The sequence below is a fragment of the Streptomyces sp. NPDC021019 genome, assembly GCF_044333295.1.
GTDB lineage: Bacteria > Actinomycetota > Actinomycetes > Streptomycetales > Streptomycetaceae > Streptomyces.
On sequence record NZ_JBIRQR010000007.1, the window covers coordinates 309,156 to 329,086 of the forward strand.

General features: G+C 71.3%; 22 protein-coding genes, 1 tRNA gene and 1 pseudogene. 12 read left to right on the forward strand and 12 right to left on the reverse strand.

Features of this window, described 5'->3' with window-relative positions:
- Nucleotides 1-6: 6 nt before the first annotated feature.
- The gene (locus ACH4RG_RS30580) at nucleotides 7-195 is read left to right on the forward strand and encodes a DUF5703 family protein (protein WP_003970138.1); all 189 of its coding nucleotides are present in this window, start codon (nucleotides 7-9) and stop codon (nucleotides 193-195) included.
- Between the two features lie 70 nt (nucleotides 196-265).
- On the opposite strand, the gene ACH4RG_RS30585 is transcribed toward ACH4RG_RS30580, so the two are convergent.
- The 3 genes from ACH4RG_RS30585 to ACH4RG_RS30595 all read right to left on the reverse strand — a co-directional run bounded on the left by ACH4RG_RS30585 (nucleotide 266) and on the right by ACH4RG_RS30595 (nucleotide 2,939).
- Complete coding sequence (locus ACH4RG_RS30585; RefSeq protein WP_397922702.1) at nucleotides 266-1,078, reverse strand: chaplin; 813 nt, start codon at nucleotides 1,076-1,078, stop codon at nucleotides 266-268.
- A 139-nt stretch (nucleotides 1,079-1,217) separates the two neighbouring features.
- Nucleotides 1,218-1,451 carry a chaplin ChpH gene (chpH, locus tag ACH4RG_RS30590; protein WP_003970136.1) on the reverse strand — a complete coding sequence of 78 codons (234 nt, stop codon included), beginning with the start codon at nucleotides 1,449-1,451 and terminating at the stop codon, nucleotides 1,218-1,220.
- Nucleotides 1,452-1,604: 153 nt separating this feature from the next.
- Complete coding sequence (locus ACH4RG_RS30595; RefSeq protein WP_397922700.1) at nucleotides 1,605-2,939, reverse strand: M20/M25/M40 family metallo-hydrolase; 1,335 nt, start codon at nucleotides 2,937-2,939, stop codon at nucleotides 1,605-1,607.
- A gap of 183 nt (nucleotides 2,940-3,122) precedes the next feature.
- On the opposite strand from ACH4RG_RS30595, the gene ACH4RG_RS30600 reads away from it, so the two are divergent.
- A tRNA-Leu gene (locus ACH4RG_RS30600) sits at nucleotides 3,123-3,210 on the forward strand.
- Between the two features lie 62 nt (nucleotides 3,211-3,272).
- Nucleotides 3,273-4,211, forward strand: a complete 939-nt coding sequence (locus ACH4RG_RS30605; RefSeq protein ID WP_398540541.1) for an RluA family pseudouridine synthase — start codon at nucleotides 3,273-3,275, stop codon at nucleotides 4,209-4,211.
- Between the two features lie 12 nt (nucleotides 4,212-4,223).
- On the opposite strand, the gene ACH4RG_RS30610 is transcribed toward ACH4RG_RS30605, so the two are convergent.
- The 3 genes from ACH4RG_RS30610 to ACH4RG_RS30620 all read right to left on the reverse strand — a co-directional run bounded on the left by ACH4RG_RS30610 (nucleotide 4,224) and on the right by ACH4RG_RS30620 (nucleotide 6,711).
- Nucleotides 4,224-4,853: an MBL fold metallo-hydrolase gene (locus ACH4RG_RS30610; protein WP_397922696.1), complete on the reverse strand. Its 630-nt coding sequence runs from the start codon at nucleotides 4,851-4,853 to the stop codon at nucleotides 4,224-4,226.
- Nucleotides 4,853-5,938: an S-(hydroxymethyl)mycothiol dehydrogenase gene (locus ACH4RG_RS30615; protein ID WP_274345711.1), complete on the reverse strand. Its 1,086-nt coding sequence runs from the start codon at nucleotides 5,936-5,938 to the stop codon at nucleotides 4,853-4,855. The genes ACH4RG_RS30610 and ACH4RG_RS30615 overlap by 1 nt, the downstream gene beginning before the upstream one ends.
- 71 nt (nucleotides 5,939-6,009) lie before the next feature.
- Nucleotides 6,010-6,711 carry a FadR/GntR family transcriptional regulator gene (locus tag ACH4RG_RS30620; protein ID WP_397922694.1) on the reverse strand — a complete coding sequence of 234 codons (702 nt, stop codon included), beginning with the start codon at nucleotides 6,709-6,711 and terminating at the stop codon, nucleotides 6,010-6,012.
- Nucleotides 6,712-6,861: 150 nt separating this feature from the next.
- Here ACH4RG_RS30620 and ACH4RG_RS30625 point away from each other — a divergent pair, with 150 nt between their 5' ends.
- Both ACH4RG_RS30625 and ACH4RG_RS30630 read left to right on the forward strand, forming a co-directional pair.
- Nucleotides 6,862-7,374, forward strand: coding sequence for a gluconokinase (locus ACH4RG_RS30625; RefSeq protein ID WP_397922692.1), 513 nt, complete (start codon nucleotides 6,862-6,864; stop codon nucleotides 7,372-7,374).
- Between the two features lie 11 nt (nucleotides 7,375-7,385).
- Entirely contained in the window at nucleotides 7,386-8,783 is a 1,398-nt protein-coding gene (locus ACH4RG_RS30630) for a GntP family permease (protein WP_397922690.1), read from the forward strand.
- A gap of 77 nt (nucleotides 8,784-8,860) precedes the next feature.
- Here ACH4RG_RS30630 and ACH4RG_RS30635 read toward each other — a convergent pair whose 3' ends face one another.
- Both ACH4RG_RS30635 and ACH4RG_RS30640 read right to left on the reverse strand, forming a co-directional pair.
- Complete coding sequence (locus ACH4RG_RS30635) at nucleotides 8,861-10,432, reverse strand: APC family permease (RefSeq protein WP_397922688.1); 1,572 nt, start codon at nucleotides 10,430-10,432, stop codon at nucleotides 8,861-8,863.
- A 131-nt stretch (nucleotides 10,433-10,563) separates the two neighbouring features.
- Nucleotides 10,564-11,535, reverse strand: a complete 972-nt coding sequence (locus ACH4RG_RS30640) for a hypothetical protein (protein ID WP_397922686.1) — start codon at nucleotides 11,533-11,535, stop codon at nucleotides 10,564-10,566.
- Here ACH4RG_RS30640 and ACH4RG_RS30645 point away from each other — a divergent pair.
- Together ACH4RG_RS30645 and ACH4RG_RS30650 are read left to right on the forward strand one after the other, a co-directional pair.
- Nucleotides 11,534-11,734 (forward strand): hypothetical protein, encoded by a 201-nt coding sequence (locus ACH4RG_RS30645; protein ID WP_397932080.1) that lies wholly within the window; start codon nucleotides 11,534-11,536, stop codon nucleotides 11,732-11,734. The genes ACH4RG_RS30640 and ACH4RG_RS30645 overlap by 2 nt on opposite strands.
- 4 nt (nucleotides 11,735-11,738) lie before the next feature.
- The gene (locus ACH4RG_RS30650; protein ID WP_397922682.1) at nucleotides 11,739-12,164 is read left to right on the forward strand and encodes an ASCH domain-containing protein; all 426 of its coding nucleotides are present in this window, start codon (nucleotides 11,739-11,741) and stop codon (nucleotides 12,162-12,164) included.
- Between the two features lie 149 nt (nucleotides 12,165-12,313).
- Here ACH4RG_RS30650 and ACH4RG_RS30655 read toward each other — a convergent pair whose 3' ends face one another.
- Nucleotides 12,314-13,969 carry an FAD-binding dehydrogenase gene (locus ACH4RG_RS30655; RefSeq protein WP_397922680.1) on the reverse strand — a complete coding sequence of 552 codons (1,656 nt, stop codon included), beginning with the start codon at nucleotides 13,967-13,969 and terminating at the stop codon, nucleotides 12,314-12,316.
- Between the two features lie 143 nt (nucleotides 13,970-14,112).
- Here ACH4RG_RS30655 and ACH4RG_RS30660 point away from each other — a divergent pair, with 143 nt between their 5' ends.
- The 3 genes from ACH4RG_RS30660 to ACH4RG_RS30670 all read left to right on the forward strand — a co-directional run bounded on the left by ACH4RG_RS30660 (nucleotide 14,113) and on the right by ACH4RG_RS30670 (nucleotide 15,412).
- Nucleotides 14,113-14,628: an NUDIX domain-containing protein gene (locus ACH4RG_RS30660; RefSeq protein ID WP_397922678.1), complete on the forward strand. Its 516-nt coding sequence runs from the start codon at nucleotides 14,113-14,115 to the stop codon at nucleotides 14,626-14,628.
- A gap of 77 nt (nucleotides 14,629-14,705) precedes the next feature.
- Nucleotides 14,706-15,101, forward strand: coding sequence for a YidH family protein (locus ACH4RG_RS30665; RefSeq protein ID WP_215106810.1), 396 nt, complete (start codon nucleotides 14,706-14,708; stop codon nucleotides 15,099-15,101).
- Nucleotides 15,098-15,412 (forward strand): DUF202 domain-containing protein, encoded by a 315-nt coding sequence (locus ACH4RG_RS30670; protein ID WP_397922676.1) that lies wholly within the window; start codon nucleotides 15,098-15,100, stop codon nucleotides 15,410-15,412. The genes ACH4RG_RS30665 and ACH4RG_RS30670 overlap by 4 nt, the downstream gene beginning before the upstream one ends.
- A gap of 136 nt (nucleotides 15,413-15,548) precedes the next feature.
- On the opposite strand, the gene ACH4RG_RS30675 is transcribed toward ACH4RG_RS30670, so the two are convergent.
- The 3 genes and pseudogenes from ACH4RG_RS30675 to ACH4RG_RS30685 form a co-directional block, all read right to left on the reverse strand.
- Nucleotides 15,549-16,484 carry an NADP-dependent oxidoreductase gene (locus ACH4RG_RS30675; protein WP_397922675.1) on the reverse strand — a complete coding sequence of 312 codons (936 nt, stop codon included), beginning with the start codon at nucleotides 16,482-16,484 and terminating at the stop codon, nucleotides 15,549-15,551.
- Nucleotides 16,485-16,631: 147 nt separating this feature from the next.
- Nucleotides 16,632-16,844: pseudogene (locus ACH4RG_RS30680) on the reverse strand (glucarate dehydratase); the annotation flags it as partial.
- A 70-nt stretch (nucleotides 16,845-16,914) separates the two neighbouring features.
- Entirely contained in the window at nucleotides 16,915-17,226 is a 312-nt protein-coding gene (locus ACH4RG_RS30685; protein WP_398540542.1) for a hypothetical protein, read from the reverse strand.
- 417 nt (nucleotides 17,227-17,643) lie between these two features.
- Here ACH4RG_RS30685 and ACH4RG_RS30690 point away from each other — a divergent pair, with 417 nt between their 5' ends.
- Both ACH4RG_RS30690 and ACH4RG_RS30695 read left to right on the forward strand, forming a co-directional pair.
- Nucleotides 17,644-18,666, forward strand: a complete 1,023-nt coding sequence (locus ACH4RG_RS30690; RefSeq protein ID WP_397922672.1) for a phosphotransferase family protein — start codon at nucleotides 17,644-17,646, stop codon at nucleotides 18,664-18,666.
- A gap of 6 nt (nucleotides 18,667-18,672) precedes the next feature.
- Nucleotides 18,673-19,887: an acyl-CoA dehydrogenase family protein gene (locus ACH4RG_RS30695; protein WP_397922670.1), complete on the forward strand. Its 1,215-nt coding sequence runs from the start codon at nucleotides 18,673-18,675 to the stop codon at nucleotides 19,885-19,887.
- Nucleotides 19,888-19,931: the final 44 nt, after the last annotated feature.

Sequence of the window (19,931 nt, forward strand, 5' to 3'; positions counted from 1 at the left end):
GATGCGATGCCGGAATACGAATTCGTCGACGTGTACGTGCCGCGCGGGGTCTCCCGCAAGGAAGCGGCCCGACTCCTGACCGACCACGCCGAGTACGGACACTGGGAACTGGACCGCCTGACGCTCCGCAGGGACGGCAGTCGCAGGGTGCGGCTGCGCAGACGGATCATCCGTCAGCTACGGGCCACCTGGTGACAGGGAGCGGGCCCCGCGGTCGCGGGGCCCGCTCTCTTGTCTGGGCTGTGCCGTGCTGCGCGCGCCCGGATCAGGCGGCGCTGCGCGAGCGGCGGTAGAGCACCGACCCCGCGCCGGCGAGCAGCAGTCCCGCGCTGGCCGGGATGAGCAGTTCGAGCCCGCCCCCACCGGTCTGCGCGAGCTGCTCCCCGGGGATGTGCTGGGGCTCGGGGACGTTCGGCTCGGGCGGCTGGTTGGCCGGCGGGATGACCGGCTTCTCCGGCGTGACCGGGGGCTTCTCCGGCTGCTCGGGCGGCGGGGGCGGAACCTCGGCGTTGTTGGAGCAGCTGTTGCCGAAGACGGGGTTCAGCAGTCCGCCGATGGTGACGCTGTTCCCGCAGAGGTTCACCGGGATGTCGATCGGCGCCTGGATCAGGTTGCCGGAGAGGATGCCGGGCGAGCCCTGGGCGGTCCCCTCGGCCGTGGCTCCGCCGCCCGGGGCCCGGTGACGGCCGGTGCCGGGTTCGGCGTGCCGGTCCGACGTGTCGGTGTGCCCGTCCGAGGCGGTGGTGTCGCCGGCCCGGGCGCCGTTTCCGGAGCCGCCCGGGGCCGAGCGCTCCTGGGGAGCTGCCGAGCGGTCCCCGGAGCGGTCGGACTCTGCTGATCCGTTTCCGCAGTCGTTTCCGTTGGCGGGGTTCAGCAGACCGCCGACGCTGACGGAGTTGCCGCAGACGTTGACCGGGATGTCGATCGGGATCTGGACCGAGTTGCCGGACAGCACGCCCGGTGAGCCGGAGGCGGTACCGGCCGCCCCGGAGTCGGCGTGGGCGTATCCGCCACTCAGCGCGAGCACTCCGCCCGCAGCCGCCATGGTGATCAGGCCTTTACGAGTGACCTGTCGCATAGGTTCGTTTCCTGCCTTCTGGCTTCCGAAAAACCCCCGGACATGACCGTGCGGGAGCCGAATGCCGAACGGTCCCGGAGTGCATGGAGTGCACTCCGGGACCGGTCGAGCTCAAACCCTTATGGGTTGACCTTCAACGTCAGGCGTTGACGCAGGTGTTGCCGAAGGCGGGGTTCAGCAGACCGATCACGGAGACGGTGTTGCCGCACACGTTGATCGGCACGTGGACCGGAACCTGGACGACGTTGCCGGAAAGCACGCCAGGGCTGCCGATGGCAGCACCCTGGGCGCCCGCGTCGGCGGAAGCCATGCCCGCACCCGCGAGAACGAGGCCACCCGTAGCAGCCGCAACTGCGACGACCTTCTTGATCATGATTCCTCCTAGTTGGAAAACGCGGTCCCAGCCGCGGACCGCAAACCTTGTAACGAGGAGGATGTGGCGGGGCTACGTGTGAACGGCTCGTTTCACTCGTTCGGACATGTCCGTACAGGTGGACGATTCAACGGTGAATCGTCCGGGGAGCGGTCAGGAGTGGTCGATGAACCGGTCGAGCACCCGCACGCCGAACTGCAGACCGTCGACCGGGACCCGCTCGTCGACGCCGTGGAACATCCCGGCGAAGTCCAGCTCCGGCGGCAGCTTCAGCGGGGCGAAGCCGAAGCCCCGGATGCCGAGGTCGTCGAAGGACTTGGCGTCGGTGCCGGCCGAGAGCATGTACGGCACGGCACGGGCGATGGGGTCCTCGGCGACCAGCGCGGTCTGCATGGCGTCGACCAGCGCGCCGTCGAACGTGGTCTCCAGGGCCTTGTCCGCGTGCACGTCCTCGCGCCGGACGTTGGGCCCGAGGATCCGGTCCAGGTCCGCCAGGAACTCCTCCTCGTACCCGGGGAGGTACCGGCCGTCGACGTGGGCGGTCGCCTGGCCCGGGATGACGTTGACCTTGTAGCCGGCGCCGAGCTGCGTGGGGTTGGCGGTGTTCTGGAGGGAGGCGCCGATGAGCTTGGCGATGCCACCCAGTTTGGCGAGCGTCTCGTCCATGTTCTCCGGGTCCAGCTCGGTGCCCAGCGCGTCGGAGAGCTCGTCCAGGAAGTGCCGCAGCGTCTTGGTGACCCGTACCGGGAACTTGTGCCGGCCCAGCCGCCCCACCGCCTCGGACAGCTCCGTGATGGCGTTGTCCTTGTGGATCATCGAACCGTGCCCGGCGGTGCCGTCCACGGTCAGCTTCATCCAGTGCATGCCCTTCTGGGCCGTCTCCACCAGATACAGCCGCAGGTTCTCGTTGACGGTGAAGGAGAAACCGCCGACCTCGCTGATCGCCTCGGTGACGCCCTCGAAGAGCCCGGGGTGGTGGTCGACGAGGTAGCGCGCTCCGTACGTCCCGCCGGCCTCCTCGTCCGCGAGGAAGGCGAGCACGATGTCGCGCGGGGGCTTGCGGCCGGTGCGCATGCGCTCGCGGACGACCGCGAGGGTCATCGCGTCCATGTCCTTCATGTCGACCGCGCCCCGTCCCCAGACGCAGCCGTCCGCGATCTCCCCGGAGAACGGGTCGTGCGTCCAGTCCGCCGCGTTGGCCGGGACGACGTCGGTGTGCCCGTGGATGAGGAGCGCCGGGCGGGAGGGGTCCTCGCCCTCGATCCGGGCGACCGTGGAGGCCCGCCCCTTGTGCGACTCGAAGATCTTCGGCTCCAGGCCGACCTCCGCGAGCTTCTCCGCGACGTACTCGGCCGCGAGCCGCTCACCGGGGCCGGAGTGGTCGCCGTAGTTGCTGGTGTCGATCCGGATCAGGTCACGACAGAGGTCGACGACCTCCCTCTCGGCGTTGCCGCCGGTGACGGCCTTGCCCGTGCTGCTCTCACTCACGTTGGTTCCTTCCACTGTCGCTGTGGTGCTCTCCCTCATCCTCCCGCGCCCACGGCCCGCGCCCAAGGCCGCGCACCCCCGGTCACGCACCGTTCACAGCCATCGGGGGGTGATCGAGCACCCTCGAAAGTTTGCTATGGTTTTCCACGTCGGAACGGGCACGGCCCGCGAGACAGACACCTTGTCCGGGTGGCGGAATGGCAGACGCGCTAGCTTGAGGTGCTAGTGCCCTTTATCGGGCGTGGGGGTTCAAGTCCCCCCTCGGACACCAGCAGGAGCCCCACTTCGGTGGGGCTCTTTTGCGTCACCGGCCGACCACGGAGAGGGGCGACGATGCGAGGGCGCAGGAAGCCGCCTCCCGTTCCGCTCCCCCAGCGGAACGGAATCGACGCGGTGCGGGTGCGGTTGCCGGAGGATTCCGAAGGGCTCTGGGGCTGTGTCGGGGACCATCTGGTCGGGCGGTTCGGCGGGGCGATCGGGGCGGCCCGGGTGGCGGAGATGCTGGGGGCCGGGCGGTTCGTGGGGGCCGACGGGGTCGCCGTGCGCGGCGACGAGCCCTATGCCGCGGGACGGTGCCTCTGGTTCCACCGGGACTTCGCACCGGAGGAGACGGTTCCGTTCCCGGTCGGCGTCGTGTACCGGGACGATCGGCTCGTGGTCGCCGACAAGCCGCATTTCCTGGCGACCATGCCCCGGGGGCGGCACATCACCGAGACCGCGGTGGCCCGGCTGCGGCGGGAGCTGGACCTGCCCGCGTTGCAACCCGCGCACCGGCTGGACCGGCTGACCGCGGGGCTCGTGCTGTTCGTGGTGCGGCCGGAGGACCGGGGCGCGTACCAGACGCTGTTCCGGGACCGGCTGGTGCGCAAGGAGTACGAGGCGGTGGCCCCGTACGACCCGGAGCTCGTCCTGCCCCGGACCGTGCGGAGCCGGATCGTGAAGGAGCGCGGGGTGCTCGCCGCCCGCGAGGAGCCGGGTGAGGCGAACAGTGAGAGCCGGGTGGAGCTGGTGGGGCACCGGGGCGGGATCGGGCGGTACCGGCTGTTGCCCGCTACCGGGCGCACGCATCAGCTGCGCGTCCATATGAACGCGCTGGGGCTGCCCCTCCTCCACGATCCGCTGTACCCGGTGGTGGAGGGGGAAGCGGCCGCTGACGACTTCTCGCGGCCGTTGCAGTTGCTGGCCCGGGTGCTGGAGTTCACCGATCCGGTCGGCGGGGAGCCGCGCCGCTTCGTGAGCGGGCTGCGGCTCTCCGCCTGGCCGGAGGGGTGAGGCGCGCGGCCCTCAGTGACCGCGCTTGATCCACTCGTCGAGCTGCGGGGCTTCCGCTCCGATGGAGGTGGGGTCCCCGTGGCCGGTGCGGACGGCGGTGTCGCCGGGGAGGGTGAGCAGCCGGTCCCTGATCGAGTCGATGATCGTGGGGAACGACGAGAAGGAGCGGCCGGTGGCGCCGGGGCCGCCCTGGAAGAGGGTGTCGCCGGTGAAGACCGTGGCCAGCTCGGGGGCGTACAGGCAGACCGCGCCGGGGGCGTGGCCCGGGGTGTGCAGGACCGTGAGCGTGGTGCCCGCCACGGTCAGTTCCTGGCCGTCCGAGAGGGTGCCGTCGGGGGCGCGGTCCGGGTGGGTCTGCTGCCAGAGCGGCAGGTCGTCCGGGTGGAGCAGGATCGGGGCGCCGGTGGCTGTCGCGAGGGCGGGGGCGGCGTCGATGTGGTCGTTGTGCGCGTGGGTGCAGACGATGGCGCGCAGCGTCCGGCCGCCGAGCGCGGCCTCGATGGCGGCGGCGTCGTGGGCGGCGTCGATGACGATCGCCTCGGTGTCGTCGCCGACGATCCAGACGTTGTTGTCGACGTCCCACTCGCCGCCGTCGAGGGCGAAGGTGCCGGAGGTGACGAGGTGGTCGATGCGGGCGGACATCAGAAGACCACCACCGAGCGGAGGACGTCGCCATCGTGCATCCGGGCGAAGGCCTGCTCGACGTCGCCGATGCCGATGGTCTCCGTGACGAAGGCGGCGAGGTCGAGGCGGCCCTGCTGGTGGAGGTCGACGAGCATCGGGAAGTCGCGGGAGGGCAGACAGTCGCCGTACCAGGAGGACTTGAGCGAGCCGCCGCGGCCGAAGACGTCCAGGAGCGGCAGTTCAAGCTTCATGTCCGGGGTCGGGACGCCGACGAGGACGACCGTTCCGGCGAGGTCACGGGCGTAGAAGGCCTGCTGGTAGGTCTCCGGGCGGCCGACGGCCTCGATGACGACGTCGGCGCCGTTGCCGTCGGTGAGGGCGCGGATGGCCTCGACCGGGTCGGTGGAGCGGGAGTTGACGGTGTGGGTGGCGCCCATCTTCTTCGCCGTCTCCAGCTTGCGGTCGTCGATGTCGACCGCGATGATCTTCGCCGCGCCGGCCAGCCGGGACCCGGCGATCGCCGCGTCGCCGACGCCGCCGCAGCCGATGACGGCGACGGAGTCGCCGCGGCCGACCTGGCCGGTGTTGATGGCCGCGCCGATGCCCGCCATGACGCCGCAGCCGAGCAGTCCGGCGACCGCCGGGGAGACCTCGGGGTCGACCTTGGTGCACTGGCCGGAGGCGACGAGCGTCTTCTCGGCGAACGCGCCGATGCCCAGCGCGGGCGACAGCTCCGTGCCGTCGAGCAGCGTCATCTTCTGCTTGGCGTTGTGGGTGTCGAAGCAGTACCAGGGGCGGCCGCGCAGACAGGCGCGGCACTGTCCGCACACGGCACGCCAGTTGAGGACGACGAAGTCGCCGGGGGCGACGTCCGTGACGCCTTCGCCGACCGACTCCACGACGCCCGCGGCCTCGTGGCCGAGGAGGAAGGGGAACTCGTCGTTGATGCCGCCCTGCTTGTAGTGCAGGTCGGTGTGGCAGACGCCGCACGCCTGGATCTTCACGACCGCCTCGCCGGGGCCGGGGTCCGGGATCACGATCGTCTCGACCCTGACCGGTTCGTTCTTCCCCGGTGCGATGACCCCTTGCACCTGCTGCGCCATAACCGTGTTCTCCCTGCTCCTGAGCTTTCGCGACGATCGATCGCGGACCACCGTACGCCTTGGGGGACCCGCTACGGAGCGAGCACGTCCAGTTCGTGCAGGGCTCCGACCGCGATCTCCTTGGTGATCCGTTCGGCGGCCTCCGGGTCTCCCTCGCGGACCGCCTCGGCGAGGCGGACATGGAGGGTGACGGCGGCCGGGTCGGGGTCCTCGAACATCACCTGGTGGTGGGTGCGACCCGCGAGGACCTCGGCGACGACGTCCCCGAGCCGGGCGAACATCTCGTTGCCGGAGGCGTTGAGGACGATCCGGTGGAAGGCGATGTCGTGTTCGAGGTAGCCCTCCAGCTGCTGGCCTCGCGAGGTGGCGACCATGCCGAGGGCGCGTTCGGTGAGCTCGGCGCACTGGGCGGCGGTGGCGTGGTGGGCGGCGAGGCCCGCCGCGACCGGTTCGATCGCGGAGCGCAGCACGGTGAGGGAGCGCAGCTGGCGGGGGCGGTCGGCGCCGGCCAGGCGCCAGCGGATGACCTGGGGGTCGTAGACGTTCCAGGTCTCGGTGGGGCGGACCGTCACGCCGACGCGGCGGCGGGATTCGACCAGGTGCATCGATTCCAGGACCCGGACCACTTCGCGGACGACCGTACGGGAGACGTCGAAGCGCTGGGCGAGCTCGTCGGTGCGTAGGACGCTGCCGGGCGGGCACTGGCCGGAGGAGATCTCCAGACCCAGGGTGTCCAGCACATGTGTATGCAGCCCCTGGCTCTGTGTGGTCATGGGTCAAGCCTACGGGGCGACCCTCGGGAATAATAAGTACGACGTTTACGTCACAGGCTCTTGAATAAGTCGTACCTAATAGGTTTCAGTGGCGCGACGGACCGATGTCGAAGAAGACAGCGAGACACCTCCATGAACACGGCACCCCCCATGAGTACCGCCCCCCACGTCGTCGTGGTGATGGGCGTAGCAGGAACCGGCAAGACCACGATCGGTCCCCTGCTCGCCGCCGAGCTCGGCGTCCCGTACGCCGAGGGCGACGACTTCCATCCGCCGGCGAACATCGCCAAGATGTCGGCCGGCACCCCCCTGGACGACGACGACAGGTGGCCCTGGCTGGACGCCATCGGCGCGTGGGCGCACGGGCGGGCGGGGCTCGGCGGGGTCGTCTCCAGCTCCGCGCTCAAGCGGGTCTACCGGGACCGGCTGCGGGACGGGGCGCCGGACGCCGTCTTCCTGCATCTGACCGGTGACCGGGCGCTGATCGAGGAGCGGATGGCGGACCGCAAGGGGCACTTCATGCCCACCGCGCTGCTCGACTCCCAGTTCGCGACGTTGCAGCCGCTCCAGGCCGACGAGGCCGGGGTGAGCGTCGACGTGTCCGGCACTCCTGAGGAAATCACCCGGCGAGCCGTGGCCGCGCTGCGCCGGCTCGACAGTTAAGGACCATCACCGTGACCAGTCTCAGCGTCGAGATCCTGGCAGCGGAAGCCGCCGAACCGATCACCTCGGCAGGCAACGCTCAGTTGGGCATCGCCGTCCTGGCGGGCATCGCCGTCATCGTTCTCCTCATCACCAAGCTCAAGATGCACGCGTTCCTGGCGCTGACCATCGGTTCGCTGGCGCTCGGCTCCTTCGCGGGAGCCGCTCCGGCCGACACGATCCTCAGCTTCACCGCGGGCCTCGGCTCCACCGTCGCGGGCGTGGGCGTCCTGATCGCGCTCGGCGCGATCCTGGGCAAGCTGCTCGCCGACTCGGGCGGAGCCGACCAGGTCGTCGACACCATCCTCGCGAGGGCCAGCGGCCGGGTCATGCCCTGGGCGATGGTCCTGATCGCCTCGATCATCGGTCTGCCGCTGTTCTTCGAGGTCGGGATCGTGCTGATGATCCCGGTCGTGCTGCTCGTCGCCAAGCGCGGCAACTACTCCCTGATGCGGATCGGCATCCCGGCGCTGGCCGGGCTCTCCGTGATGCACGGGCTGATCCCGCCGCACCCCGGCCCGCTGGTCGCGATCGACGCGCTGGACGCCAACCTCGGCGTGACGCTGGCGCTCGGCGTGCTGGTCGCCATCCCGACGGTGATCATCGCCGGCCCGGTGTTCTCCCGTTACGCCGCGCGCTGGGTGGACATCAAGCCGCCGGAGAACATGATCCCGCAGCGCCCCTCCGAGGACCTGGACCGCCGTCCGAGCTTCGGCGCGACCCTGGCGACCATCCTGCTGCCGGTCGTCCTGATGTTGCTGAACGCGCTCGTGGAGATCGTGGTCGACAACCCCGACAACGGTCTCCAGAAGGTCACCGCGGTCATCGGGTCGCCGCTGATCGCCCTGCTCGCGGCCGTCCTCGTCGGGATGTTCACCCTCGGCCGGGCCGCCGGGTTCACCAAGGACCGGCTCGCCGGCACCGTGGAGAAGTCCCTCGCCCCGATCGCCGGAATCCTGCTCATCGTCGGCGCGGGCGGCGGCTTCAAGCAGACGCTGATCGACGCCGGGGTGGGCCAGATGATCCTGGAGTTCTCCGAGAACTGGTCGATCCCGGCCCTGCTGCTCGGCTGGCTGATCGCCGTCGCGATCCGCCTCGCCACCGGCTCGGCCACCGTCGCCACCATCTCGGCCGCCGGTCTGGTCGCCCCGCTGGCCGCCGATATGTCGACCTCGCACGCGGCCCTGCTCGTGCTGGCCGTCGGCGCCGGTTCGCTCTTCTTCAGCCATGTCAACGACGCCGGGTTCTGGCTGGTGAAGGAGTACTTCGGCATGGACGTGGGCCAGACCGTGAAGACCTGGTCGGTGATGGAGACGATCATCTCCGTGGTGGCCATGGCCTTCATCCTGCTGCTCTCGCTGTTGCTGTAGCCCCTCCGTACGGCAATGACGAGACGCCCGCCCCGGTACCGCACCGGGGCGGGCGTCTCGCGTGCGTACAGGAGTAGTCAGCGGCGGGCCGACCCGCTCTCGGCCGCCTTCTCCAGCTGGAACGCCTCGTTGCCGAGGCCGATCCGGGCGTGCACCTCGGGCTTGGCCGAGCGCAGCACCGCCCCGTACACGAGACCTCCGACGAGCGCGAGGATGATCACGCCGGGCAGCAGCCAGCTGAGGGCGGAGCCGGGGCCGGAGCCGACGAGGACGTCGAAGTCGCGGACGGTGAAGACGGCGATCGTCAGGAGCGCGAGACCGGCGAGGCCGGAGGCGACCAGGCGCGGGGCCTGCGCGCGGCCGGCGCCGCGCTTGACGAAGAAGGCGATGACGGCGAAGGAGGCCGCGGCCATCAGCAGGATGACTCCGAGCGCGCCGACGTTGCCCATCCAGGTGAAGAGCCGCAGGACGGGGGCGGTGGGGTCGCCGACCGGCTTGTCGTCGGTGAACGCGAACGCGAGGATGATCACCACGGAGACGACCGTCTGGAGCAGCGAGCCGGTGCCGGGGGCGCCGCTCGCCCGGTTGGTGCGGCCGAAACGGGCGGGCAGCAGGCCCTCGCGGCCCATCGCGAACGCGTAGCGGGCGACGACGTTGTGGAAGCTGAGGAGCGCGGCGAACATCCCGGTGACGAAGAGGATGTGCAGGATGTCGGTGAAGGTGGAGCCGAGCCGGTCCTCGGTGAGACCGAACAGCATGCCGGGGCCCTCCTTGAGGGAGGTGTCGGCGATGGAGCCGGGCCCGGCGGCGACGGTCAGGGCCCAGGAGCTGATCGCCAGGAACAGCGCGGCGTAGCCCACCGCGAGGAACATCACCCGGGACACCACGATCTGCGGGCGGCTGGTCTCCTCCGCGTACACCGGCGCCTGTTCGAAGCCGACGAACGCGGCGATGCAGAAGCAGAGCGCGGTGCCGAGCCCGGCGCCGGTCAGGGTCTCGGGGTTGAACGCGTGCAGCGACAGGCCCTCGGGGCCGGGCTTGCTCACAGCGGCGATGTCGAAGATCACCACGAGGGCGCACTCGATGACCAGCAGGACGCCGAGCACCTTCGCGTTGAGATCGATCTTCAGCCAGCCGAGGACGCCGACGACGGCCGCAGCGACCAGGGCCGGTACCCACCACGCCAGCTCGATGTCGAGATACGTGGCGAAGATGCCGGAGACCTCGAAGCCGAGGATTCCGTAGATGCCGACCTGCATCGCGCTGTACGCGACCAGGGCCACCAGCGAGGCTCCGGCGCCGGCTGTCGGGCCGAGCCCGCGGGCGATGTACGCGTAGAACGCGCCGGCGTTGTGGACGTGCCGGCTCATCTCCGCGTAGCCGACGCCGAACAGCATCAGGACGACGCCCAGGATGAGGTAGAGCAGCGGCTGGCCGACGATGCCCATCACGCCGAAGACCGTCGGCATCACTCCGGCGACCACCATCAGGGGGGCGCTGGCCGCGATCACCGACAGCAGGAGTCCGGGGGTGCCGAGCCGGTTCGCCCGCAGGGCTCGTTCCTCGCCCTTGTAGGTGTTGATCCCGCCGGTATCGGTCGTCCCTCTCGTACTGCCGGTCTCGCTGGAAATCGAACTGCCCCTCGACATGGCGGGATGGGTCCCTTCTTCGTGGCGGGGTGGTGCCTTTCGTGGATCACGGAGTGCTTCACGGGCGCTGCACGGACGCCTTCACCAGGTGCTTCACGGACGACGCCTTCACCGGGTGCTTCACGGGCGCTTCACCGGGTGCCGAGCGCGTAGGCGCGCGCGGCGACGAACGCGGCGTGGGGCTCCCGTCCGGAGTACGACCAGGGCGCGGCGGTGGCGTACGGGCCGATGCGGTGGAACAGGGCGGCGGCCTCGGCGGGCCGGCCCTCGCAGACCTTGGCGTGGGCCAGGAAGTTCAGATCGAGGCGGTGACGCGGGTGGTCCTCGCGCTCCCATTCCAGCCACCAGTCGAAGGCGGCCTTCATCACCTGGCGGGCCCGCCGTCCGGACCAGTGCTCGGAGAGCGCCGGGTCGCCGGGCTCGATGCCGGCGGCGACCAGGACGCGGTAGCGCTCGGCATGGGCGATGACCGGGAGAACGGACAACGGGGAGTCGGCGGGGGCCAGTTCGGCGGCCCAGGCGGCGAAGTCGTACACCTCGTGGAGGGGGTCGTGACCGCTGGCCGGGTTGCTCTCGGCCAGCAGAGCGGTCATCACGTGGTGGGCATGGTGGTGGTCGGGGTGGCGGGAGCGCACCTCCTCGAAGAGCCGGCCGGTCTCGTCCGCCCCGTCGTCGCGGCCCCGGTCCAGGAGGAGCAGCGCGAGCCAGGGGGTGGGGTCGTCGGGGAGGAGACGGGCGGCGGCCAGACAGGCTTCCCGGGCACGGGCGGCGTCGTTCGCCTTGGCCCTGGGCCGCAGCGCGCGGGCGACCCGGGCGCAGCCGAGGAGGGTGGCGGCGTCGGCGCTCTCGGGTTCGACGAGCAGCCAGTCACCGGCCCAGTCGACGGCGGACGGGGTCTCGGCGAGGGCCAGCACACGGTGCCCGCGGCGGTCCCAGTCCCGCCCGGTGCCCCCGAGCAGGGTGCGGGCCTCGGACCATCTGCCCTGGACGAACTGGCTTCGTACGGCGATGAGTTCATCGTCGTCGAGGGCCAGGTCGAAGACGTGGTCCGAGCGGCTGCCCCGACGGCGGGAGCGGCCCAGGGGCGGCGGAGGCGGGGGCATGCCGCAGGCTTCTTTCGATGCGGTGTGCGAGCGGATGATCGCGCACAGCAAAGCGGTAGGCAACGCTCCCCGTCAAGAGGCGATTGATGTCAACTCTGTTCGCTTTTCCGCTACTTGGCTGGATTGCACCCCATCGGGCGCGGTGTTCGCGCAGCGTGCGGCGGGGTCGGTGGGCGCCGAGTGGCGCCTGACACACTGAGGGCATGGAACCTCGCGAACCCCTCAGCCCCTTCCTTCTCGCCTTTCCCGGGCCGTTGCGCGACCAGCTGGTGGCGGCGGTCCTCTCCGGCGAGAAGGTGTCCACATCCGGGCTGTTGGCCGAGTACGAACGGGAGCAGGAGGAGCTTCCCCCCGTGGGCGAACGGTCCGCGCTGATCGACTCGGAAGGGCGGGAGGTGGCGGTGCTGGAGCTGGTCGACGTACGGGTACTGCCCCTCGGGGAGGTGGATCTCCAGCATGCGCTCGACGAGGGCGAGGGCTATCGGTCGGTGGCCGAATGGCGGGCGGGGCACGAGCGGTTCTGGCACAGCGAGGAGATGCGGGAGGCGCTGGGGGATCCGGGGTTCACGGTGAACGACGGGACCCTGATCGTCGCGGAGCGGTTCCGGGTGGTGGAGCGGTTGGGGTGACCGCGGGGTCCGATTCGTCCGCGGGGTGAGGGCGGGGGTCTTCGGCCGGCCGGCCGCCGGAGCGTTGCCCCGGGCCCCGCTCCTCAATCGCCGGAGGGGCTTGAAACGCGGCCCGGAGGGACGTGCGGGGCCCGGTCCCGATGCGGTGCTTACACCGCCTGCGCCGCCGCCCGGCCCGCCGCTCTGCCGGAGAAGATGCAGCCGCCCAGGAACGTGCCCTCCAGGGAGCGGTAGCCGTGGACTCCGCCGCCGCCGAAGCCCGCCGCCTCGCCCGCCGCGTACAGGCCGGGGAGCGGGGCGCCCGCGGAATCGAGGACGCGGGAGGACAGGTCCGTCTCCAGGCCGCCCAGGGACTTGCGGGTGAGGATGTTGAGCCGGACGGCGATCAGCGGGCCGGCCGCCGGGTCCAGGACGCGGTGCGGTTTCGCGGTGCGGATGAGGCGGTCGCCGAGGTAGGCGCGGGCCCCGTGGACCGCGGTGACCTGGAGGTCCTTGGTGAAGGGGTTGGCGATCTCCCTGTCACGGGCGGTGATCTCGCGGCGCAGGCTCTCCTCGTCGATGAGGTCGTCGCCGGTGACCGCGTTCATGCCCCGGACCAGCGCGCCGAGTTCCTTCTCCACGACGAAGTCCACGCCGTGGTCCATGAAGGCCTTGACCGGTGCGGGCACGTCCGCGCGGGCCCTGCCGATCACGTCGCGGACCGACTTGCCGGTCAGGTCCGGGTTCTGCTCGGAGCCGGAGAGCGCGAACTCCTTGCCGATGATGCGCTGGTTGAGCACGAACCAGGTGTAGCCGTGGCCGGAGCCCATGATGTGTTCGAGGGTGCCGAGCGTGTCGAAGCCCGGGAAGAGCGGGACCGGCAGTCGCTTGCCGCGCGCGTCCAGCCAGAGCGACGAGGGGCCGGGCAGGATCCGGATGCCGTGCTTGGCCCAGATCGGGTTCCAGTTCTCGATGCCCTCGGTGTAGTGCCACATCCGGTCGCGGTTGATGTGGTGCGCGCCCGCCTTCTCGGCGATGCCGAGCATCAGTCCGTCGACGTGCGCGGGCACCCCGGACAGCATCTTCGCGGGCGGGGTGCCCAGGCGCTCGGGCCACTGGGCGCGGACCAGGTCGTGGTTGCCGCCGATGCCGCCGGAGGTGACGATCACCGCCTGCGCCTTCAGCTCGAAGGGGGCCGTGGCCTCCCGGCCGCTCGCGGTGCCGCGCTCGGCGGCGCTGGGCTCCAGGATCTCGCCGGTGACCGTGTCGAGCGCCCCGGCGGTGCGGGCGAGACCGGTGACGCGGTGGCGGAACCTCAGCTGGACGAGCCCTTTGGCGACGCCCTCGCGGACCCGCCGTTCGAAGGGGGCGACGACGCCGGGGCCGGTGCCCCAGGTGATGTGGAAGCGGGGTACGGAGTTGCCGTGGCCCATCGCGTCGTAGCCGCCGCGTTCCGCCCAGCCGACGACCGGGAAGATGCGCAGCCCCTGCTGGTGCAGCCAGGAGCGCTTCTCACCGGCGGCGAAGTCGACGTACGCCTCGGCCCACTTCCGCGGCCAGCGGTCCTCGGCCTCCCGGTCGAAGCCCGCCGTGCCGTACCAGTCCTGGAGGGCCAGCTCTCGGCTGTCCTTGATCCGCAGCCGGCGCTGTTCGGGCGAGTCCACGAGGAAGAGGCCGCCGAAGGACCAGTGCGCCTGGCCGCCGATGGACTGCTCGGGCTCCTGGTCGAGGAGGATCACGGAACGGCCGGCGTCGACCAGTTCGGCGGTGGCCACGAGCCCGGCGAGTCCTGCCCCGATCACGATCACATCAGCGTCGTACGCCATGGGTTCCATCCTGTCGGGGTGGCTCGGGTCGCGCGGGGAAGGTCGGCCCACCGGGCCGGCGAAACGTTCAAGTTACTCGTGCGTCAGATCTTGGGTACCTGCCGGGGCCACGTCAACCGTCCGGGTGCTGTTGGATGAAACGTATGACGCCTTCTGACGAGATCCTGGACATCGTCGACGAGAACGACGAGGTCGTCGGGCAGGCCCCGCGCGGCGAGGCGACCGCGCGGAGGCTGCGGCACCGCTGTGTGTTCATCGAGGCGCGCGACGCCGACGGGCGGGTGTTCGTCCATCGGCGTACGCCCACGAAGCTGGTCTTCCCCTCGCACTACGACATGTTCGTCGGCGGGGTGGTGGGGGCGGGCGAGTCGTACGACGAGGCGGCGCTGCGCGAGGCGGAGGAGGAGCTGGGGGTCTCGGGGCTGCCGCGGCCCGAGCCGCTGTTCCGGTTCCTCTACGCCGACGCGGACACCGGGTACACCTGGTGGTCCGCCGTCTACCGGGTGCGGTGCGAGCTGCCGGTCTCCCCGCAGGTGGAGGAGGTCGCCTGGCACACGTTCCTGGACGACGCGGAGCTGGAGCGGCGGCTCGACGAGTGGCCCTGGGTGCCGGACGGGGTGGAGGCGTACCGGCGGCTGCGGGAAATCCGGGCGGCCTGACCTGGCTCGGTCTCTCAAGACCGATTCCGAGCGGGGCTGACCGGGCCTGATCGGCGCGTACCGCCTAGGGTTCCCGTGTGAACAAGATCGTGCAGAGCGTACGGCTGTGGTTCGCGCCGCAGCGGATCCGGGACGAGGGGGACACCCCCGACTACCGGTTCTCGTTGGCCAACGAGCGGACGTTCCTCGCCTGGATCCGGACGGCTCTGGCCCTGATCGGCGGGGGTTTCGCCGTCGACCAGTTTCTGCCGGAGCTGGTGTGGGGCGTCCGGGCCGGGCTCGCGCTCGGGCTGCTCGCGGCCGGCGTGCTCTGCGCGCTGCGGGCGGTCAACCACTGGGTGCGGTGCGAGCGGGCGATGCGGCGGGGCGAGGACCTGCCGGTGTCCCGGTTCCCGACCCTGTTGAGCCTGGTGGTCGCCGTCGTCGCCGTGGCGATGGTGGTGGTGGTCCTCTTCGGCTGGGAGGGCGTGTGACGGCGACGGCGGACCGGGATCCCGGGCTGCAGCCCGAGCGGACACGGCTGGCCTGGCGGCGTACGACACTGTCCGCCACGGTCGTCGCGCTGCTCGCGGTGCGGCAGGCGCTGCTCGGCGGAGCGACGCCGACCGCGCTGATCGCGGTGGCCCTGAGCGCGGCCGCCTGGCTGGGGTTCCTGGTGGTGGCCCACCGTCGGATGCTGCGCATGGAGGTGACACGGCCGGAGCCGCTCGCCCCACGCGGAGCGCTGGCGGCGATGCTGTGCACGGTGGCGCTGGCGGTGTTCGCCGCGGCGATGCTGTTCTGAGAGCCGGGCCGGGTGCGGACGCGATGCCGTTCTGAGAGCGGGCCGGACGCGGGCGCGACGCCGCTTGAGCCGGGCCGGACACGGGCGGCCCGGCTGCCCCTGAGCGGGGGCGGCCGGGCGGTTCCGGCCGGTCTCCTCAGCCGTCCCAGTCCACCGTCACCACGATCTTGCCGCGGGTGCGCCCCTCCTGGTTGAGCCGGTACGCGTCAGCGGCCTGCTCCAGCGGGAACACCCGGTCCACATGGACGGTGACGATGCCCCGTTCGGCCAGTTCCGCGACTTGGGCCAGGTCGTCGGCGTCGGGGCGCACGAAGGCGTAGCGGCCGCCGTAGGAGAAGACCTCGCCGTCCGCGATGGAGGCGAGCCGGCCGCCCGGGGCGAGGGTGTCGGCGGAGGCGCGCAGCGCGTCGCCGCCCACCGTGTCGAAGGAGGCGTCGAAGCCGTCCGGGACCAGTTCGCGCAGCCGCTCGACGAGGCCTTCGCCGTACTCCACGGGCTCCGCGCCGAGGCTGCGGAGGTGCTCGTGGTTGCGGGGGCTCGCGGTGCCGATCACCCGGCAGCCGGCGTGCCGGGCGATCTGGACGGCGATCGATCCGACGCCGCCGGCCGCCGCGTGGATCAGGACGGTGTCGCCGTCGCGGATCTTCAGGATGCGGTGCAGCACCTGGTAGGCGGTCAGCCCGGCCAGTGGCAGGCCCGCGGCCTCCTCGAAGCTCAGGCTCAGGGGCTTGCGGGCGAGGGTGCGCACGGGGGCGGCGACGTACTCGGCGAACGTGCCGCGCGAGAGGAAGTCCTCGCGTACGTAGCCGATGACCTCGTCGCCGACCGCGAACTCGTCCACCGCGACGCCCGGTTGCACGACGACTCCGGAGACGTCCCAGCCGGGGATCACCGGGAAGACGGCTTCGAGGCCACCCTGGAGGTAGCCCTCGCGGGCCTTCCAGTCGACCGGGTTGACGGCGGCGGCCCGTACCTTCACCAGGACCGTGTCGGGGCCGACCTTGGGGTCGGGCCGCTCGCCGTACTCCATGACGTCGGCGGAACCGTACGCGCTGTAGCTGATCGCCTTCATCCCCCGACCTTCCGTGCAGGTCGGGGTTACCGCAACTCAGGGGGTACGGCCGGGGTCCACCCCCTCTCACCAGCGCGGGACCGCCGGTGGCGTCCACTTCGGGTCGGCGGCGCGCATCGCCGCCGCGTCGTCGCGCTCACGGTGGGCACCGGGGAGCGCCTCGGCGAGGGAACGCGCGGGCTCCAGGAAGGCGCCGTCGCCGTACGTCTCCCCCACGCCGGTCGCTCCACCCCGGGTGACAACCTCCACGATCAGGCGCGGCGTGTACGGCTGGTGGACGCCCTGCGTGTTCAGCAGGGGCGGATCGGCCACGAGGGCCGGGGTGAGCCGGATGTCTTCGATCACCAGAGCCGTATTCATACGTGAACTCTATTCAGGGATGCGTTTTCCCGCCAGGCCCTCGCCTGCGCCGCCGGTGAGGTCGCGGGCTTCAGGGGCGGCCGGCGGGCACGGTGTCCTTCGTCAGCAGCGTGTCGCCGGACCAGCAGAGCCGGTAGAGGTCGACCTCGTCCAACAGGTCGCGGCCGGAACGGCAGAACTCGCAACGGGCGCCCGGCGACCGGGGTGCGGAACGGGCGTGGTCGGACGGGTAGGGATAGGCGCGGGCCGGCAGCAGAGGGGCGAGTTCGGTGCGCGGCCGGCCGGTGGTCAACTCGTCGAACCGGGAGGGCGGGAGCACGCTCGTCGTCAGTTGCCACGCCAGATGGACGGCGGACGGCACGAAGAAGACGGCCGCGACCACAGGTGCGACGAAGGCGAGGGCCGAGCGTCGACGGGCATCGCTCCGTACGGAGGCGAGCCGCTCGGCGGACTCCGGCCAAGGAACGCGGTCTGACCGCGGGGCCGGTGCAGGCCGGCGGTACGCGCACCCGGTCCGCCGCCCTGGAAGACCCGGACGGCAACCGGGTCACCCTGCTGGAGAACCCCGCGACCTGACCCCTCCGACAGCGCACCCCGTAGGCCCGCGCCGGCGGCAGGAGCCCCGGGCACCGGCCGACGCCGTCCGCCACGACCCCGGACAGTGCGCACGGTCACAGGGCTCCGCACCGTCGGATCGCGGGAGGGCACTGGACGACATACCGACTGGTCGGCATCATGGTTCCCGGACGTCCAGTCGCCTCGTTCCGTCTTGTTCCGTCGCCGCCCGGAGGTACGCACCATGAGCCCAGTCCCCCCACCAGGTCTCGACCCGGAGCTGCTGCGCGGCCATCTCGACCGCGAGCGGCCGGGGCTGGTGAGCGGACCCCTCGAAGCGCGGCTGATCGAGGGCGGTCGCTCGAACCTGACCTACGTCGTCGGCGACGGGACGGGGCAGTGGGTGGTGCGCAGGCCTCCGCTCGGCCATGTGCTGGCCACCGCGCACGACATGACACGCGAGCACCGGGTGATCAGCGGCCTGTACCCCACCGCCGTCCCGGTGCCCGAGCCGCTGCTGCTCTGCGAGGACGACAGCGTGATCGGTTCCCCGTTCTACGTGATGGAGTACGTCGAGGGCACCCCGTACCGCACCGCCGAGCAGCTCGCTCCGCTGGGCCCCGAGCGCACCCGGGCGGCGGTCCTCGGGCTCGTCGACACCCTGGTCGACCTGCACGCCGTGGACCCGGGGGCGGTCGGGCTCGGCGACTTCGGGCGTCCCGACGGCTTCCTGGACCGGCAGTTGCGGCGCTGGGGCAAGCAGCTGGACGCCTCGCGCAACCGTGACCTGGCGGGCATCGACGAGCTGCACGCCTCCCTCGGCCGCGGGCTGCCCTCCTCCCCCGCGCCCACCGTCGTCCATGGCGACTACCGCCTGGACAACGTGCTGCTCGGCTCCGACGACCGGATCAAGGCCGTCCTCGACTGGGAGATGTCCACGCTCGGCGATCCGCTGACCGACCTCGGGCTGCTGGTGATGTACAGCTCCGACCTCGCCCTGCCCCGGTCGCCCGTCTCCACCACCAGCGGCGCGGCCGGACATCCGTCCCCCGCCGAGCTGATCGAGCGCTACGCGTCCCGCTCGGGCCGGGACGCCTCCGCCATCTCCTGGTACACCGCGTTCGCGTGGTTCAAGCTCGCCGTGATCCTGGAGGGCATCCACTACCGCTACACCCTCGGCCAGACCGTCGGCGCGGGCTTCGATCAGATCGGCGATCTGGTCCCCGTCTTCATCGAGCACGGCCTCACCACCCTCCAGGAAGGCTGAACCCCCATGGACTTCGCATTCGACGCCCGTACCGAGGAGCTGCGGAGCAGGCTGCTCGCGTTCATGGACGAGCACGTGTATCCCGCCGAGGAGGTCGCCGAGGAGCAGCGGGCGCGGCTCGCATCACCGTGGGACACCCCGGCGGTGGTGGGCGAGCTGAAGGCCGAGGCGCGGCGGCGGGGGCTGTGGAACCTCTTCCTGCCCGACGCGGAGTACGGGGCCGGGCTGACGAATCTCCAGTACGCCCCGCTCGCCGAGATCACCGGCCGCTCCCCGCATCTCGCGCCCACCGCGTTGAACTGCGCGGCCCCGGACACCGGGAACATGGAGGTGCTCCTCCAGTTCGCCACCGACGAGCAGAAGAAGCAGTGGCTGGAGCCGCTGCTCGCCGGGGAGATCCGCTCCGCGTTCGCGATGACGGAGCCGGACGTGGCCTCCTCGGACGCGACGAACATCGAGACGCGGATCGTCCGGGAGGGCGGTGACTACGTCATCAACGGGCGTAAGTGGTACATCTCCGGGGCGATGAACCCGGACTGCGCGGTCTTCATCGTGATGGGCAAGACCGACCCGGACGGGGCGGACATCCGCCGCCAGCAGTCGATGATCCTGGTGCCGCGCGACACCCCGGGTCTCGAAGTGCGGCGCGCGATGCGGGTGTACGGGTACGAGGACCACGCGCACGGCGGTCACGCCGAGGTGGCCTTCCACGACGTACGGGTGCCCGCGGCGAACCTGATCGGCGAGGAGGGAGGCGGCTTCGCCATCGCGCAGGCGCGGCTGGGCCCGGGGCGGATCCACCACTGCATGCGGCTGATCGGGATGGCGGAGCGGGCCATCGAGCTGATGTGTCGGCGGGCGGTGGCGCGTACGGCGTTCGGCAAGCCGCTCGCCCAGCAGGGCGTCGTGCGGAACTGGATCGCGGACGCCCGGGTCACGGTGGAGCAGCTGCGGCTGCTGGTGCTCAAGACGGCCTGGCTGATGGACACCGTGGGCAACAAGGGCGCGCACACCGAGATCCAGGCCATCAAGATCGCCACCCCGCGCGCGGTGGTGGACATCCTCGACTCGGCGGTGCAGCTGTACGGCGCGGGCGGGGTGAGCCAGGACTTCCCGCTGGCGGAGCTGTGGGCCTCGGCGCGGACGCTGCGGCTGGCGGACGGTCCTGACGAGGTGCACCAGCGGTCGCTGGCCCGGCGGGAGATCAAGCGGTACGTGTGACGGACAGCGGTGCGGCCCCCTCCCGAGGTGCTCTTCGGGAGGGG

Excerpts from the sequence above, each read along its gene's own strand:
- ACH4RG_RS30580 (WP_003970138.1), top strand. The coding sequence starts at position 7 with ATGCCGGAATACGAATTCGTCGACGTGTACGTGCCGCGCGGGGTCTCC.
- ACH4RG_RS30585 (WP_397922702.1), bottom strand. The coding sequence starts at position 1,078 with ATGCGACAGGTCACTCGTAAAGGCCTGATCACCATGGCGGCTGCGGGC.
- chpH (WP_003970136.1), bottom strand. The coding sequence starts at position 1,451 with ATGATCAAGAAGGTCGTCGCAGTTGCGGCTGCTACGGGTGGCCTCGTT.
- ACH4RG_RS30605 (WP_398540541.1), top strand. The coding sequence starts at position 3,273 with ATGCGAGGGCGCAGGAAGCCGCCTCCCGTTCCGCTCCCCCAGCGGAAC.
- ACH4RG_RS30610 (WP_397922696.1), bottom strand. The coding sequence starts at position 4,853 with ATGTCCGCCCGCATCGACCACCTCGTCACCTCCGGCACCTTCGCCCTC.
- ACH4RG_RS30615 (WP_274345711.1), bottom strand. The coding sequence starts at position 5,938 with ATGGCGCAGCAGGTGCAAGGGGTCATCGCACCGGGGAAGAACGAACCG.
- ACH4RG_RS30620 (WP_397922694.1), bottom strand. The coding sequence starts at position 6,711 with ATGACCACACAGAGCCAGGGGCTGCATACACATGTGCTGGACACCCTG.
- ACH4RG_RS30625 (WP_397922692.1), top strand. The coding sequence starts at position 6,862 with ATGAGTACCGCCCCCCACGTCGTCGTGGTGATGGGCGTAGCAGGAACC.
- ACH4RG_RS30635 (WP_397922688.1), bottom strand. The coding sequence starts at position 10,432 with ATGTCGAGGGGCAGTTCGATTTCCAGCGAGACCGGCAGTACGAGAGGG.
- ACH4RG_RS30645 (WP_397932080.1), top strand. The coding sequence starts at position 11,534 with ATGCCGCAGGCTTCTTTCGATGCGGTGTGCGAGCGGATGATCGCGCAC.
- ACH4RG_RS30640 (WP_397922686.1), bottom strand. The coding sequence starts at position 11,535 with ATGCCCCCGCCTCCGCCGCCCCTGGGCCGCTCCCGCCGTCGGGGCAGC.
- ACH4RG_RS30650 (WP_397922682.1), top strand. The coding sequence starts at position 11,739 with ATGGAACCTCGCGAACCCCTCAGCCCCTTCCTTCTCGCCTTTCCCGGG.
- ACH4RG_RS30655 (WP_397922680.1), bottom strand. The coding sequence starts at position 13,969 with ATGGCGTACGACGCTGATGTGATCGTGATCGGGGCAGGACTCGCCGGG.
- ACH4RG_RS30660 (WP_397922678.1), top strand. The coding sequence starts at position 14,113 with ATGACGCCTTCTGACGAGATCCTGGACATCGTCGACGAGAACGACGAG.
- ACH4RG_RS30675 (WP_397922675.1), bottom strand. The coding sequence starts at position 16,484 with ATGAAGGCGATCAGCTACAGCGCGTACGGTTCCGCCGACGTCATGGAG.
- ACH4RG_RS30690 (WP_397922672.1), top strand. The coding sequence starts at position 17,644 with ATGAGCCCAGTCCCCCCACCAGGTCTCGACCCGGAGCTGCTGCGCGGC.
- ACH4RG_RS30695 (WP_397922670.1), top strand. The coding sequence starts at position 18,673 with ATGGACTTCGCATTCGACGCCCGTACCGAGGAGCTGCGGAGCAGGCTG.